This window comes from Candidatus Rhodobacter oscarellae, from assembly GCF_001078595.1.
Lineage (GTDB): Bacteria > Pseudomonadota > Alphaproteobacteria > Rhodobacterales > Rhodobacteraceae > Rhodobacter_B > Rhodobacter_B oscarellae.
The window spans coordinates 15,226-29,631 of the sequence record NZ_LFTY01000002.1; the positions used below are offsets into that span (position 1 = coordinate 15,226).

The window sequence follows — 14,406 nt, forward strand, 5'->3', positions numbered from 1 at the left end:
GCTCTTATGTCCCCGCCGCACCGAGCCGCGCGCGGGGACGGGCGCTATCGGGAATGCAAGCCGGTAGGCTGTGTGCTTGCACGCCTCCCGCCCCCGATGGGTAGCGATATTGCGCGAGGGAGCAAGCGGCCCATGGTCAATTTGAGGCTACAACCCGAGGGCGATTTTGTCTTAAATCCGTCAACCAGCGTGGCCTTCGTTGACGAGTGCAGCCTGGTCTGAAGCATCCGCTCAACGCACCAAATCCCGATAAAAGGTATTTAGGTCAGACGCTTATCAAGGTTGCGAAAGAAATACCTAGACAATGCCGTCGTTAATTTTTAACTCGCGAATTGAAAAAACGCGCCGATGCCAGATCGCCGCGCGCCATCGAGCGAGGAACTAAAATGCCGACACAGAGATCCGATGCCTATCTATCTTTCGGTGCCACAGAGAGTGGAGGTGTTTTGACGCCGGACTCTTCTGGTTGGAGTCACCAAAGCCAAAATTTTGACGTATTCGACGACGGAGATGGCAACGCCGATACGTCCACGGATTGGGTGGCTAGTGCTGGCTTTCCCTACAGTGGGTACACCATTGAAATCGATGGTCAAAACTACGCGATTTTTGCAAATGGTGCCGGGGGCTACTTTGTGCCCTATTTTGACCCGAATGAAGGGTTTGCTTCTCTAGCCGGCACCGCTGTAACCCAACCGATCACCAATGCCGGTGATAACGCTGTCGTCGTGAACCTGTGCTTTGCCGCCGGCACGATGATCGCCACGCCCGAGGGCGAGGCCGCCGTGGAAACGCTGGCGATTGGCGACCGTGTCCGCACCGCGGATGGCCGCGACGTGGCGGTGAAATGGCTGGGCGTTCAAACGCATAGAGCCGCCGCCGTGAACCTGCCCCTGCCCGAAAGTGCGCAACCTGTCCGCATCCGCGCGGGCGCGCTGGGCGGCGGGCTGCCGCATAGCGACCTGACGGTGACGGCGACTCATGGGATGGTGCTCGACGGAATGGTGATCAACGCAAGCGCCCTGGTGAACGGCGACACGATCGACTTCGTGCCGCTTTCCGAGCTGGAAGACAGCATCACCGTCTACCACATCAAGACCGAAAACCACGACGTGATCCTCGCCAACGGCGCCCCGGCGGAGACCTTCCTGGACGCGGCGGGCCGCGCGGCGTTCGACAATTACCAGGAATACCTGGATCTCTACGGCGCCGAGCGGATCATCCCCGAGATGCGGATGCCCAGGATAAGCACCGCCCGGCTGGTGCCGCAGGCGATCAAGGACCGGCTTGCGCCCGGCGACACAGGCGCCGCGACGCACATTACGGACCGCCCGCTGCGCAGAACGGCCTAGGCGCCGCCGCCGGCCAGTATCAGCAGCATCAGCGCGCCAAATCCAAGCGCCTCGATGGGGAAGTCAAAGCCGTCGTCGTGTTCGGCTTCCTCCTCGGGGTCTTCTTCCTCTGCGGGTATTTCGATCGCGGGCATTTCAAGCGCGGCCATATCAATCGCGGGCAGATCCAGGGGCAGCAGCACCTCGTCGATCACATGCGCGATCCCGTTGCTGGCGGTCAGGTCGGTGGCGATGATCTCTGGGTCCTCGGCGTCGGGCTCTAGATCGACCAGCGTCGTGCCAGACACGCCGATCTCGGCGCCGTTCAAGGTGGCGATCTCGGTCGAGCCCAGCACCGCGGTCGCATCCTGCACCCCCGGCGAGACGTGATAGGTCAGGATGTCCGTGACCAACTGCAGCGGATTGTCGGGATCGGCGGCGGCGGAGGCATCCAAGATCGTCTGCAGCGCCTCGCCCTCGTCCTCGCCCTCATAGCCCAGGTTCTGCGCCAGCGACACAAACGCCCCGTCATTGGGCAGAAAGACCGTCAGCTCAGCCTCGGGGTCATCCACCGCGGCATCCAGACCGGTCGCCTGAAGCGCCGTCAGTAGTAGATCGAAATCCGTGGCATCCTCGTCCGGCGTGCCGCCGCTTTCCTTCAGTGTGTCCAACAGGGTGGCGCCGTCGATCTCTGCCGGGGTCTCGATGGGCAAGAGCACCTGGTCGACCACCTGCACGTTGCCGCCGGTGGTGGCGATGTCGGGCGCGATGATGTCGGCGTTCAGCGAGTTGGTGTCATTGTCCACGACCGTGCCACCCGTGATCTGCAGCGGCGTGCCGGCCAGCAGCGTGTCCAGGGGGCCGCCCGCGTTCAGATCGCTCTCGGCGTCCGTGCCGGGCGCCACGTGATAGAGCAGGATGTCGGTCAAGAGCGGGATCGGGTCCCCGTCGCTCGCAAGCCCCGAGAGCGCGTCGGCCACCGCGCCAAAGACCGCTGTCGCATCACCCGTGTCCCCAGTGAAGCCCAGATCCTGGGCCAGCCCGGCAAAGGCCGCATCCGTTGGCGCAAAGATCGTGACATCGGTCAGCCCCTGCACCGTGCCCGTGAGGTCCGCCGCCTCCAAGGCCAGCGCCAAGACCTCAAAATCCGCGCTAGTGGACAACACGGTGCCGTCTCGCGTTGTGATAGAGTCCGACAATGTCGGGTAAATTGCTTGCAAAGACATACTCTTCCCCTCGGTTACTGCCAGAAATACGGCAGCAGGGGGAAACTAGTTCACATTAGCAGCAAATTTTATGAGCTTTGGTGGGGCCGTTGCCGGGCTGGAAACAATCCCGCCGAGGGGGCGTTTTTGTTCTTCTGTTTTGGGCGAATAGGCGCTGTTTAGCAGTAGCGCTCGGGCCCGATCCATTGGGCCGCCGAGTAGCGGTCGCCATGGGCCCAGCCCACCGGCAGCACCGCCTCGATCTGCGCCAGGTCATCGGCGCCCAGTGTGATCTCGGCCGCGGCCATGATCTCGGCGAAATGCTGCGTCGAGCGCGTGCCGGGGATCGCGATCACATGCGGGCCCTGCGCCAGCACCCAGGCAATGGCCAGCCCAGCCGCGGGCACGCCCATCTTCGCGGCCAGCGCGCGGAAGGCATCCGTGGCGGCGATGTTGGCGCTGTAATTCGGCTCGATAAAGCGCGGGTTCGTTGCCAAGAAACCAAGCGTCTGCACCTGGTCCAGCGGCAGCGGCGCGTCCGTCAAAAGCGACCGCCCCACCGGCGAGAAGGCCACCACGGCGGTGCCCAGCTCGGCGCAGGTCTGGATCAGGCCCAGCTCTGGCGAGCGCACCGACAGCGAGTATTCCGACTGCACGGCGGCGATGGGGTGCTCGGCATGGGCCTGGCGCAGCGCGTTCGGCGCGACCTCGGACAGGCCGATGGACTTGGCCTTGCCCTTCTCCACCAAGCGCGCGAGGTTGCCCGCGATCTCGGCCATGGGCATATCCGCGTCCCGGCGATGGGCGTAGAACAGGTCCACGCATTCCAGGCCCAGGCGCTGCAGGCTGCGGTCCAGCTCGGCCTCGAAATGCGCGGGCGAGTTGTCAAAGTAGCGCCGGTTCGTTTCGGGATCGCGGGTGATGGCGGCCTTGGTGGCGATGGTGAACTCTGTTTTGGCGGCCGGGTTGGCGGCGAAATAGCTGCCGATGGCGCTCTCTGACGCGCCCATCCCGTAGACATTCGCCGTGTCCAGATGCGTCACGCCCACGTCGCGGCACATGTCCAGGATCGCGTGGCTCGCCGCCTCGGTCGTCGGCCCGTAGAAGTCCGAGAACGACATCGCGCCGTAGCCAATCGGATGAACCTTTGGGCCGCCTTGCCCCAGCGCGCGATGTTCCATGCCGTTTCACTCCTTGTCGGTTTCGCCATTCTTAGGCCGCGCGCAATTGACCATCAAGGCCCGGGGTGCTTTGCTTGTGAAAGAGCAAAGCGGAGGGCGCGCCGGTGACAATCGAGAGACGCGAACTGCCCGGCCGGGTGGACGTGGCCGTCGTCGGCGCGGGGTTCTCTGGCATGTACCTGGTCAAGCTGATGCGCGAGGCGGGGTTCTCTGTCGCCGTGATCGAGGCCGCCGATGACGTGGGCGGCACCTGGTGGTGGAACCGCTACCCCGGCGCGCGCTGCGACATCGAGAGCGTGCAATACGCGCATTCCTACCTGCCCGAGCTGGAGCAGGACTGGGACTGGTCCGAGCGCTACGCCACCCAGCCCGAGATCCTGGCCTATGCCGGCGAGATCGCCGACCGGTTGGATCTGCGCCGCGACATGTATTTCGGGCGCCGGGTTGAGCGGGCCGCCTATGACGAGGCGGGGCGGGAATGGCGCCTGCGCTGCGACACCGGCGAGGCGCTGGCCGCGCGCTTTTGCATCATGGCCACCGGCTGCCTATCGGCGCCCAACAGGCCCAGCTTTCCCGGCCAGGAACGCTTCGGCGGCCCGATCTACCACACCGGGACCTGGCCGCATGCGCCGGTGGACTTCTCGGGGCAGCGCGTGGCGGTGATCGGCACCGGCTCGTCGGGGATCCAGACCATCCCGCAGGTGGCCAAGCAGGCCGCGGCGCTCACCGTGTTCCAGCGCACGCCCAACTACGCCGTGCCCGCCCGCAACCACGCCCTATCGGACGCGGACCGCGCCGCCGTGAAGGCCGGGTATGCAGAGCTGCGCGCGCGGCAAAAGGCGAGCTTCTCGGGCGCCTATTACGACGTCGACCCCGAGGCCACCGGCGCCGGGATGACCCCGGCCGCGCGCGACGCGATGCTAGAGCGCCGCTGGGGCGAGGGCGGCCTGGTCTTCGCCGGCGTCTTCCCCGATCAGATGTACGAGCGCCAGGTCAACGACCACGCCGCGGGCTTCGTGCGCGACAAGATCCGCGCCAAGGTGCGCGACCCACAGGTGGCCGAGCTTCTCTGCCCGTCCAACACCATCGGGGCGAAGCGGCTCTGCGTCGATATTGGCTATTTCGAGACCTTCAACCAGGACCACGTCACGCTGGTGGACGTCTCGGAGGCGCCGGTTGAGATCACGTCGCAGGGCGTCTCGGCGGGCGGGGAGGAATATGAGGTCGACGCGATCATCTGCGCCACCGGGTTTGACGCCATGACCGGCGCGCTGCTGCGCATGGACATCGAGGGACGCGGCGGGCGCCGCCTGGCCGAGCACTGGCGGCAGGGGCCGTCCACCTATCTCGGGCTGGCGGTGGCGGGGTTCCCGAACCTCTTCACCGTGACTGGCCCGCAAAGCCCGTCGGTGTTCACTAACGTGACCCAGGCGATCGAGCAGCATTGCGAATGGATCGCGGGGTGCCTGCGGGCGCTGCGCGCGCAGGGCGCGGTGGAGATCGAGGCGGATCCTGAGGCCGAGCGGGCCTGGGGGGCGCATAACGCCGAGGTCGCCTCGCGGCATCTGCGCAGCTCGACCGCGAGCTGGTACACCGGAGAGAACATCTCTGGTAAGCCGGTTGGGTTCATGCCCTATATTGGCGGTTTTGCGACCTACGCGGCGAAATGTGATGCGGTGGCGCAGGCCGGGTATGAAGGGTTTCGGTTGGTGTAGGGCGATGGCGGGTGCTGGGCCCGCGGCGGCCCAAATCTCTTTCAAGAGATTTGCACTTTCCTTCCAAGGAAAGTTGGGCCCGCAAGTGGGCAAGGGGTTGCCCATACGGGGTCAATGCGTGTCGCGGCAAAGAAACTCTTGCAAGAGTTTCGCAATTTTCTTGCAAGAAAATTGTGTCGCGCCAATGCCCGCTGGTGGCCAAGATCACTCGTCAAAGACGATCACGTTCCGCCTGGCCGCGCCGCTGCGCGTATCGGCGATGGCCTCGTTGATCTGCCCCAGCGACCAGCGGCCAGAGATCAGCTCGTCCAGCTTCAGCCGCCCCTGCTGATAGAGCGTCACCATCCAGGGGATGTCGCGCCGCAGCACAACGTCGCCCATCTTGGTGCCGATCATGCCCTGGGCCAGCGCCGAGAGGATCACCGGCTCGTAGCTGGAGGTCTCGCCGCTATGGGGCATGCCCACCAGGTAGACCTTGCCGCCGGTGCCCAGATAGCGCGCGGCGGTGTCGAATGCCTGGATCGCGCCCACGGTGACGAACACCGCGTCGGCGCCGCGGCCCATGAGCTTGCGCGCCGCACTCCAGGGCTTGGGCCCGGTGGCCAGCACGCCGCCCGTGGCGCCGAACTCCATCGCCGTGTCCAGCTTCTCCTCGGTCATGTCCACGGCCACGACATGCGCCGCGCCCGCGATCTGCGCGCCCTGGATCGCGTTCAGCCCGACGCCGCCCGCGCCGATCACAACGGCGTTCTGGCCGGGGCGCAACCCGGCGCTGTTGACCACCGCGCCCACCCCGGTGATCACGCCGCAGCTCAGCAGGCTGGCCGCGTCCATTGGCATGTCCGCCGGGATCTTGGCGATCTGGCTTTGGTCGACCACCACGGCCTCGGCGAAGCCGCCGGTGTGCAGGCCCTGCTCCATGCCGCCGCCCTGGCCGGTGATCACGCCGTTATCCTTGGGGCCGGGGTTCTCGCAGACCGCGGGATGCGCCGAGACGCAGGGCAGGCAGGCGCCGCATGACTTGATGAGGGTCACCAGAACCGTGTCGCCCTCGGCATAGCCGGACACGCCCGCGCCCACGCCGGTGACGGTGCCCGCCGCCTCATGGCCGTAGACCGCGGGCAGCTTGCCGCCCCAGCCGCCATCCATCAGCGAGATATCCGAAAAGCAGATCGCGCAGGCGGCCAGCTTGACCGCGACCTGCCCATCGCCCGGCGGCGCGAGCGTGATCTCTTCGATGCTGAGCGGTTCGCCGAACGCGCGGCAGACGGCGGCTTTGACCTTGGTCATGCGTCCCTCTTAATCCAATTGTTTCACAGAGCTAGCCCTAGGGCGCGAGGTCTGGCTGGGTCGAAACCGACGTTTTCGCGTCGCTTTGGGCGGGTTCCGTCGCGCGGGCGGCCATGAACACGAACAGGCTCACGATCATCAGCAGCATCGACACGGCGAACGGCGCACCGGGCAGGTAGATCGGGGCGCTCTCGGCGGTGAAATACGCGAAGGTCTGCGTCATCAGCAGCGGCGAGACGATCATCGCCACCGCGCCCGCGCTGGTCAGAACCCCCTGCAGCTCGCCCTGCGCGTCATCGCTGACCGCGCGCGACATCATACCTTGCAGGGCAGGGGTGACCACAGCGCCAAGGGCGGTCAGCGGGGTGAGGATCAGCGCGATCGTCCCGCTGGCGAGCACCGACATGATCAGGAAGGTGCCCGCGTTGAACAGCAACCCAAAAAGGATGGTCATACGCTCGCCCAGTCTGGATAGGATCAGCCGAATGAGCCCCGCTTGCACGACCACCATAGCGATACCGAATGCGGCGAGCGAGACGCCGACCATTCCGTCTTCCCAGCCAAACTGAGCCCGGGCGAAATAGGCCCAGACGGCGGGGTATACAAAAAACGCGACCTGATAGACAAAGAACAGAACCAGCAGCGCCGTCAACCCCGGCAGGCGCCCCACCGAGCTGAACGCGCCGAACGGGTTCGCGCGGCGCCACTGGAAGGGGCGGCGGATGCGATCATCCACGGTCTCGGGCAGCACGAAATACCCAAACACAAGGTTCAGACCCGCCAGCGCCGCGGCGGCATAGAAGGGCGCGCGGGTGCCGAGCTCTCCCAACAGGCCGCCGATCAGCGGCCCGAGCACAAAACCTGCCCCGAATGCTGCGCTGATCAGGCCAAAATTCGCGGCCTTTTCCTCGGGCTTAGAGATATCGGCCATATAGGCCGCCGCCGTGGACTGCGTAGCGGCGGTGATGCCGCCGACGACCCGGCCAAGCAGCAGCAGCCACATCGCCCCGGCCATCGCCATTACGATATAGTCCAGCGCCATGACGAACAGGGCGACCAGCAGCACCGGGCGCCGCCCGAATCGGTCCGACAGGTTGCCCACGACCGGCCCGAACAGGAACTGCATCACCGCGAAGACCGCCGACAGCACCCCGCCCCAGATCGCCGCGTTTGCCAGGTCGCCGCCGCCGATCTCGCGTATAAGGTCAGGCATCACCGGCATAATCAGCCCGATGCCCATTGAATCGATCACCACGGTGATCAGTATGAAGGTGATCGGAAGCGAGCGCGAACGCGGCATAGCGGGTCCCAAGGGCTGCGGTTCGTGAGTGTGGCAGCCCCAACGCGAGGCTGCCCGTGAGTGGTGGGCCGTAAGTGGTTGCCCGTGAGAAGTGGTCCGTAAGTAGTGGTCCGTAAGTCGTAGGCCGTGAGTGGTGGGTCGTGCGTGGTGGGTCGTGCGTAGTGGGCCGTGAGTGGTAACTTTTTGGCTGCCATGATTGCTCGTTGGTACGGTGTAGATAGCGTTTTTGCGGAAAATTGAAACGGCGCAGAGGTCAGGAATACCCGACCTAAACGAATTGTTTACGTCACGTTCAAAGCGCTTTTTATTCAAATAACCGCCGATGCCATGCCCGTGGGGCGGCGCATTGCGCCCATGATCACCGCGGCAGCTTGAACCGGAACACCTCTTGTGCCCATCCGCCTACATTGTCCCGCGCGCGGATATTCACCTCGACGACGCCGTCCTCGATCTCCACCCCAGACAGCGCGCGCGTGAAGGGCTGCTCGTGCACATGCGGGTGGTGCAGCACGCGGGTGCCCAGCTCTGTCCCGTCCGGCAGCTCCACCCGCCAGCCATCGGCATAGTCGTTCCAGCCGGTGTCGGGGTGGCTGAGCGTCACCGAGAAGCTCCAGGCATTGCCGCTTTGGCGGGCCGAGACGTCCTCGATAACCGGCGCGTCGGCGAAAGCGGGCGCGGCCATAAGCAGGGCGGGGATAAGAATGCGGATCACTTGGTGTCTCCCACTAAAAGGACGGTTCTGGAATGCGAGGCGAACTCGCGCCGCCAGAGCACCGCCAGCGTCAGCAGCGTGGCGCCGATCAGCGCCCAGGGCCCCAGCAGCCAGCCGCAGGCGGCCAGCGCGAAATAGACGGCCCGCAGGCCGCGATTATAAGCCCGCGCGGCGGAGATGTTCAATTCGGCGGCCTGCGCGGCGCGGGCATAGGCGGGCTCGCTCTCGTCATTGGGCACCGCCGCCATCACCACGGCGCAATAGCCAAAGAGCCGGTGCGACCAGACGAATTTCAGGAACGCGTTCGCCAGAAAGAACAGGATCAGCAGGATCTTGACCTCCCAGACCAGGGCGGGGGCCTCCAGGCTGAGATCCTCGGCCACCGCCAGCAGGCGCTCGGTGTTGCCGATCAGCGCCAGCCCGCCGCCAATGGCTATCATGCTGGCGGAGGCAAAGAACGTCGTGCCCTGGCGCAGCCCGTTCAGGATCGCCCCGTCCAGGATGCGCGGCTGGCGGCTGACAAAGGCGTGCAGCCATTCCCTGCGGTAGCGGTTCATCAGCTGCGAGACCGAGCGCCGCTGGCCCAGCCCGTGCTCGACCGCAAGCCCTATCGCGACCCAGCAGAGCGCGATCAGGGCCAGGGCGACGCCGTCCCTAAGGTCAAAGAATTGCAGCCGGTCCAAGAGGTCCATGGGATCTGCTTAGCGCGACGACATAGCACTTGCCACCCCGCAGAATTGGTAATATATTTTTACCAATTGGAGATGTGCCCATGGAAATGCCCGCCCCCGATGCCAGCATCCTGGCCAAGAAGCCCCGCGTCGTGGCGCGCCTCGCCGAGGCGCTGCCCGCCGGAGCCGTGATCTCGGACCCCACCGAGACAAGGGTTTACGAATGCGACGGGCTGACCGCCTATAAGTGCCCGCCCCTGGCCGCCGTCCTGCCCAGCACGACCGAGGAGGTCGCCGCCGTCCTGAAAATCTGCCACGAGGAGGGCGTGCCCGTGGTGCCGCGCGGCTCGGGCACCTCGCTGGCGGGGGGCGCGCTGCCCACCGCCGACAGCGTGATCCTGGGCGTGGCGCGCATGAACGAGGTGCTGGAGGTCGATTACGACAACCGCTTTATCCGGGTGCAGACCGGGCGCACCAACCTCAGCGTGACCGGCGCGGTGGAGGAGGATGACTTCTTTTACGCGCCCGACCCGTCCTCGCAGCTGGCCTGCGCCATCGCGGGCAATATCGCGATGAATTCCGGCGGCGCGCATTGCCTGAAATACGGCGTGACCACCAACAACCTGATGGGCGTGCGCATGGTGACCATGGCGGGCGAGATCGTGGAGATCGGTGGCGCGCATCTGGACGCGGGCGGGCTGGACCTTCTGGGGGTGATCTGCGGCTCTGAGGGTCAGCTTGGCGTGGTCACCGAGGCCACTTTGCGCATCCTGCGCAAGCCCGAAGGCGCGCGGCCCGTGCTGATGGGCTATGACAGCGCCGAGGTGGCGGGGCAGGTGGTCAGCGACATTATCAAGGCGGGCGTGCTGCCCGTGGCCATCGAGTTCATGGACCGGCCCTGCATTCGGGCGACGGATGACTTCTCGGGCGCGGGCTACCCCGATTGCGAGGCCCTGCTGATCGTCGAGGTCGAGGGCTCGGACGCCGAGATCACCGAGCAGCTGGGCGTGATCAACCAGATCGCCCGAGGCCACAACCCGGTGGAGCTTCGCGAAGCCAAGGATGCCGACGAGGCCGCCCGCATCTGGCTGGGGCGCAAGGCGGCCTTTGGCGCCATGGGGCAGATCAACGACTATATGTGCCTGGACGGCACGATCCCCGTCAGCGAGCTGCCCTACGTGCTGCGCCGCACCGAGGAGCTGTCCAAGGAATACGGGCTGGACGTGGCGAATGTCTTCCACGCGGGCGACGGCAATATGCACCCGCTGATCCTGTTTGACGCCAACAAAGAGGGCGATCTGGAGACCTGCGAGGCGCTGGGGGCCGAGATCCTCAAGCTCTGCGTCGAGGTCGGCGGCTGCCTGACCGGCGAGCATGGCGTGGGCGTGGAGAAACGCGACCTGATGGGCGCGCAATACTCCGACGCGGATATGGAGGCGCAGATGCGGGTTAAAGACGTGTTCGACCCCGATTGGCTGCTCAACCCGGCCAAGGTGTTCCCGCTTGCGGTGACCGCGTCACGAAGGGATTTCGCGGCATGACTGCCGCGACCGGTTGAGGGGGGCTTTGCCCCCCTCAAACTCCCCCCAGGATATTTTCAAACCGAAGAAGGACGGACCGTGCTGACCCCCGAGACAGAAGCTGATTTGGCCGAGGCGGTGTGCGCGGCCACCGGGCCCCTGCGGATCATCGGCGGCGGCACGCGCCCAATCGGCAAGCCGGTGGCGGGGGAGGTGCTGTCTGCGGCGGGGCTGTCGGGGGTGAGCCTGTACGAGCCCGGCGCGCTGACCCTGGTGGTGCAGGCCGGCACGCCCTTCGCCGAGGTCGAGGCGGTGCTGGCCGCGGAAGGCCAGCGCCTGCCCTTCGAGCCGATGGACCATCGCGCGTTGTTGGGGACCTCGGGCGCGCCCACAATTGGCGGGGTCGTGGCGGCGAATGTATCCGGCCCGCGCCGGGTGCAGGGCGGCGCCTGCCGGGACTACCTGATCGGGGTGCGCTTTGTGGACGGCACCGGGGCCGTGGTCAAGAACGGCGGCCGGGTGATGAAGAACGTCACCGGCTATGACCTGGTGAAGCTGATGGCGGGGTCCTGGGGCAGTTTGGGCGTGCTGAGCGAGGTCTCGTTCAAGGTGCTGGCCGCGCCGGGGGCGGAGGCGTCATTGGTTGCGCGGGGCCTGTCGGCGGAGCAGGGCGTCGCGGCGCTGTCGGCGGGCTTAGGATCGCCCTTTGACGTCAGCGGGGCGGCGCATCTGGATGCGCGATCCTCAGATGAGGCGCGCACGCAGGTGCGCATCGAGGGGCTTGCCGGTTCGGTCGCGTATCGCGCCGGGCGATTGGCGGAGTTGCTGCCTGGTTTCGAGGTGGTCGAGGGCGCGCAGAGCGCCGCGCTCTGGCAAGAGGTCCGCGATGTGACGCCCTTTGCAGGCCGCGATGGGGCGGTCTGGCGGATCTCGGTGAAGCCCTCTGACGGGCCATTGTTGGCTGGTTTGGGCGAGGCGATTTTTGATTGGGGCGGCGGGCTGGTCTGGCTGTTGGTCCCCGAAGAAGGCGATTGCGGCGCGGCGGCGATCCGCGCGCGGGTGGCCGAGCTGGGCGGGCACGCCACCCTGGTTCGGGCCTCTGAGGCGGCGCGGGCCGCGGTGGCGGTGTTTCCGCCCGAGCCCGCGCCGGTTGCAGCGCTGACCGCGGGCCTGCGCGCCAAGTTCGACCCGCGCGGCATTCTCAACCCGGGGATCATGGGCTGATGCAAACGAATTTCACCGACGCGCAGCTGAAAATCCCGGCGCTGAAGCGCTCTAATGAGATCCTGCGCTCCTGCGTGCATTGCGGGTTCTGCACGGCAACTTGCCCGACATATCAGGTGCTTGGAGACGAGCTGGACAGCCCGCGCGGGCGGATCTACCTGATCAAGGACATGCTGGAGAATGACCGCCCGGCGGATGCCAAGACGGTCAAGCATATCGACCGCTGTCTGTCCTGCCTGGCCTGCATGTCGACCTGCCCGAGCGGCGTGCATTACATGCACCTGGTGGACCACGCCCGGGCGCATATTGAGCAGACATATCAACGGCCTATGGGGGAGCGGGCGCTGCGCTGGATGCTGGCGCGGGTGCTGCCTTACCCGACGCGGTTCCGGCTTGCGCTGCTGGGCGCCAAGCTGGGAAGGCCGTTCCGGGGGCTCTTTGGGCCGCGGATAAGGGCGATGCTGGAGATGGCGCCAAGGCGCATCCCCCCGGTCAGCCGGAACGATGATCCGCAGGTTTTTCAATCGGTTAGAGGCCCGAAGATGCGGGTGGCGCTGATGACGGGATGCGCCCAGCGGGCGCTGAACACCGACATCAATGACGCCACGATTCGCTTGTTAACGAGGTTGGGGGCGGAGGTGGTGATTGCCGAGGGGCAGGGCTGTTGCGGGGCCTTGGTGCATCACATGGGCCGCGAGGGGGAGAGCCACGCGGCGGCGAACCGCAACATAAGCGCCTGGAAAGCGGCCGGACCGCTAGATGCGGTGGTGATAAACACTTCCGGCTGCGGGACCACGGTGAAGGACTACGGCCATATGCTGCGGAACGAGGCGGGGGCCGAGGACGCCGCCGAGATATCGGCAAAAGCCATGGATGTGTCTGAGATCATTGAGAAATTGGGGATTCCGGAGGGGGCTTCGCAGGGCCTGAAGGTGGCCTATCATGCCGCCTGTAGCCTGCAGCATGGCCAGCAGATAAAAACCACGCCTAAGTCCTTGTTAAAGCAGGCGGGTTTCGAGGTCGTGGAGCCCGCGGACGCGCATCTTTGCTGCGGCTCGGCGGGGACCTATAACCTGATGCAGCCGGAGATCTCGGGCGAGCTAAAAGCGCGTAAAGTCAAGACCTTAGAGGCCAAGCGGCCAGACGTGATCGCGGCGGGGAACATTGGCTGCATGATGCAGATCGGGTCGGGCACTCAGACGCCGATTGTGCACACAGTGGAGCTGCTCGACTGGGCGACGGGCGGCCCGAAGCCCCCCGCTTTGGGCGGCTAAAAGCGCGTCGGCAATGCGTCGGCAAAACGTCGGCCTTTTGTATGGCAAAGTGTATGGCAGCTTTGCGGGCGGTGGGCAGATTGCCCACCCTACGGATCGATGGCGAAGATCGCGGAGATGCGGGAGGCGTTGTGATCCTCGGGGGGTGGCGGCGGGACAAGTCCCGCCTTACGGATCATCCAAGGCGTTGAGCTTGGCTTGGAGGTGGTCGCGGATTTCTGTGCATTGACCATGCTCGTATGACAGATGCTCAGGGTCGAAGACCGTCAGCGCATCTTCGACATGGGCCAGGGCGGCCTTTAGATGCGGGCGCGGATTTTTGGTCGTGCTGTGGTCTGCGATCGCCTGCTCCGTAAGTGCCATATTCTCCCGCGTTTGGGCCCAATGCACCGGGTGGTCCGCGCGGGTGCGGATGGTGAGCGCGTCGCGATAGGCGGTGACGGCCTGGGCGAGCAGATCGGCACCCTGCGGCCCCTCGGTGCGGGTGCCTTGCTCTGACAGCGCGCTGCCTAGGTTGTTCTGGGTCATGGCCCAATTCACCGGGTGGTCCGCGCGGGTGCGGATGGTGAGCGCGTCGCGATAGGCGGTGACGGCTTTGGCGAGCAGATCGGCGCTCCGCGGCCCCTCGGTGCGGATGCCTTGCTGTTGCAGCGCGTTGCCGAGGTTGTTCTGGGTCATGGCCCAATCCACCGGGTGGTCGGCGCGGGTGGTGATTGTGAGCGCGTCGCGATAGGCGGTGACGGCCTGGGCGAGCAGATCGGCGCCCTGCGACCCCTCGGTGCGGATGCCTTGCTGTTGCAGGGCGATGCCGAGGTTGTTCTGGGTCATGGCCCAATTCACCGGGTGGTCCGCGCGGGTGCGGATGGTGAGCGCGTCGCGATAGGCGGTAACGGCTTGGGCGAGCAGATCGGCGCTCCGCGGCCCCTCGGTGCGGGTGCCTTGCTTTTGCAGCGCGAGGCCGAGGTTGTTCTGGGTCATGGCCCAAT

Annotated in this window: 12 protein-coding genes; 5 read left to right on the forward strand and 7 right to left on the reverse strand. The window is 65.8% G+C overall.

What is annotated here, in order from left to right; translation table 11 throughout:
- Nucleotides 1-632: 632 nt before the first annotated feature.
- On the forward strand, nt 633-1,349 hold the full coding sequence (locus AIOL_RS05145; RefSeq protein WP_049642000.1) for a Hint domain-containing protein: 717 nt from the start codon (nt 633-635) through the stop codon (nt 1,347-1,349).
- Here AIOL_RS05145 and AIOL_RS05150 read toward each other — a convergent pair.
- Nucleotides 1,346-2,491 carry a fasciclin domain-containing protein gene (locus AIOL_RS05150; RefSeq protein ID WP_235438898.1) on the reverse strand — a complete coding sequence of 382 codons (1,146 nt, stop codon included), beginning with the start codon at nt 2,489-2,491 and terminating at the stop codon, nt 1,346-1,348. The genes AIOL_RS05145 and AIOL_RS05150 overlap by 4 nt on opposite strands.
- A gap of 221 nt (nt 2,492-2,712) precedes the next feature.
- Entirely contained in the window at nt 2,713-3,714 is a 1,002-nt protein-coding gene (locus AIOL_RS05155; protein ID WP_049642002.1) for an aldo/keto reductase, read from the reverse strand.
- A 104-nt stretch (nt 3,715-3,818) separates the two neighbouring features.
- Between AIOL_RS05155 and AIOL_RS05160 the strand changes: the two genes are divergently transcribed.
- The gene (locus AIOL_RS05160; protein ID WP_049642003.1) at nt 3,819-5,429 is read left to right on the forward strand and encodes a flavin-containing monooxygenase; all 1,611 of its coding nucleotides are present in this window, start codon (nt 3,819-3,821) and stop codon (nt 5,427-5,429) included.
- Nucleotides 5,430-5,633: 204 nt separating this feature from the next.
- Here AIOL_RS05160 and AIOL_RS05165 read toward each other — a convergent pair whose 3' ends face one another.
- From AIOL_RS05165 to AIOL_RS05180, 4 genes are read right to left on the reverse strand one after another with little or no spacing between them, the layout of a single operon-like run.
- A complete protein-coding gene (locus AIOL_RS05165; protein WP_049642004.1) occupies nt 5,634-6,719 on the reverse strand; it encodes a Zn-dependent alcohol dehydrogenase in 1,086 nt (361 codons plus the stop codon).
- A 37-nt stretch (nt 6,720-6,756) separates the two neighbouring features.
- A complete protein-coding gene (locus AIOL_RS05170; RefSeq protein WP_268760181.1) occupies nt 6,757-8,331 on the reverse strand; it encodes a TCR/Tet family MFS transporter in 1,575 nt (524 codons plus the stop codon).
- A gap of 46 nt (nt 8,332-8,377) precedes the next feature.
- The gene (locus tag AIOL_RS05175; RefSeq protein WP_235439157.1) at nt 8,378-8,728 is read right to left on the reverse strand and encodes a hypothetical protein; all 351 of its coding nucleotides are present in this window, start codon (nt 8,726-8,728) and stop codon (nt 8,378-8,380) included.
- Entirely contained in the window at nt 8,728-9,423 is a 696-nt protein-coding gene (locus AIOL_RS05180; RefSeq protein ID WP_049642006.1) for a DUF599 domain-containing protein, read from the reverse strand. Before AIOL_RS05180 ends, AIOL_RS05175 begins: the two co-directional genes overlap by 1 nt.
- 80 nt (nt 9,424-9,503) lie before the next feature.
- Here AIOL_RS05180 and AIOL_RS05185 point away from each other — a divergent pair, with 80 nt between their 5' ends.
- From AIOL_RS05185 to glcF, 3 genes are all read left to right on the forward strand, one after another.
- Nucleotides 9,504-10,943, forward strand: coding sequence for an FAD-linked oxidase C-terminal domain-containing protein (locus AIOL_RS05185; protein ID WP_049642007.1), 1,440 nt, complete (start codon nt 9,504-9,506; stop codon nt 10,941-10,943).
- An 81-nt stretch (nt 10,944-11,024) separates the two neighbouring features.
- Nucleotides 11,025-12,146, forward strand: coding sequence for an FAD-binding protein (locus AIOL_RS05190; RefSeq protein ID WP_049645272.1), 1,122 nt, complete (start codon nt 11,025-11,027; stop codon nt 12,144-12,146).
- On the forward strand, nt 12,146-13,420 hold the full coding sequence (gene glcF / locus AIOL_RS05195) for a glycolate oxidase subunit GlcF (protein WP_049642008.1): 1,275 nt from the start codon (nt 12,146-12,148) through the stop codon (nt 13,418-13,420). Before AIOL_RS05190 ends, glcF begins: the two co-directional genes overlap by 1 nt.
- Nucleotides 13,421-13,588: 168 nt before the next feature.
- Here glcF and AIOL_RS05200 read toward each other — a convergent pair.
- Nucleotides 13,589-14,406: tetratricopeptide repeat protein (locus tag AIOL_RS05200; protein WP_049642009.1), on the reverse strand; the 818-nt coding region annotated here is incomplete at its 5' end.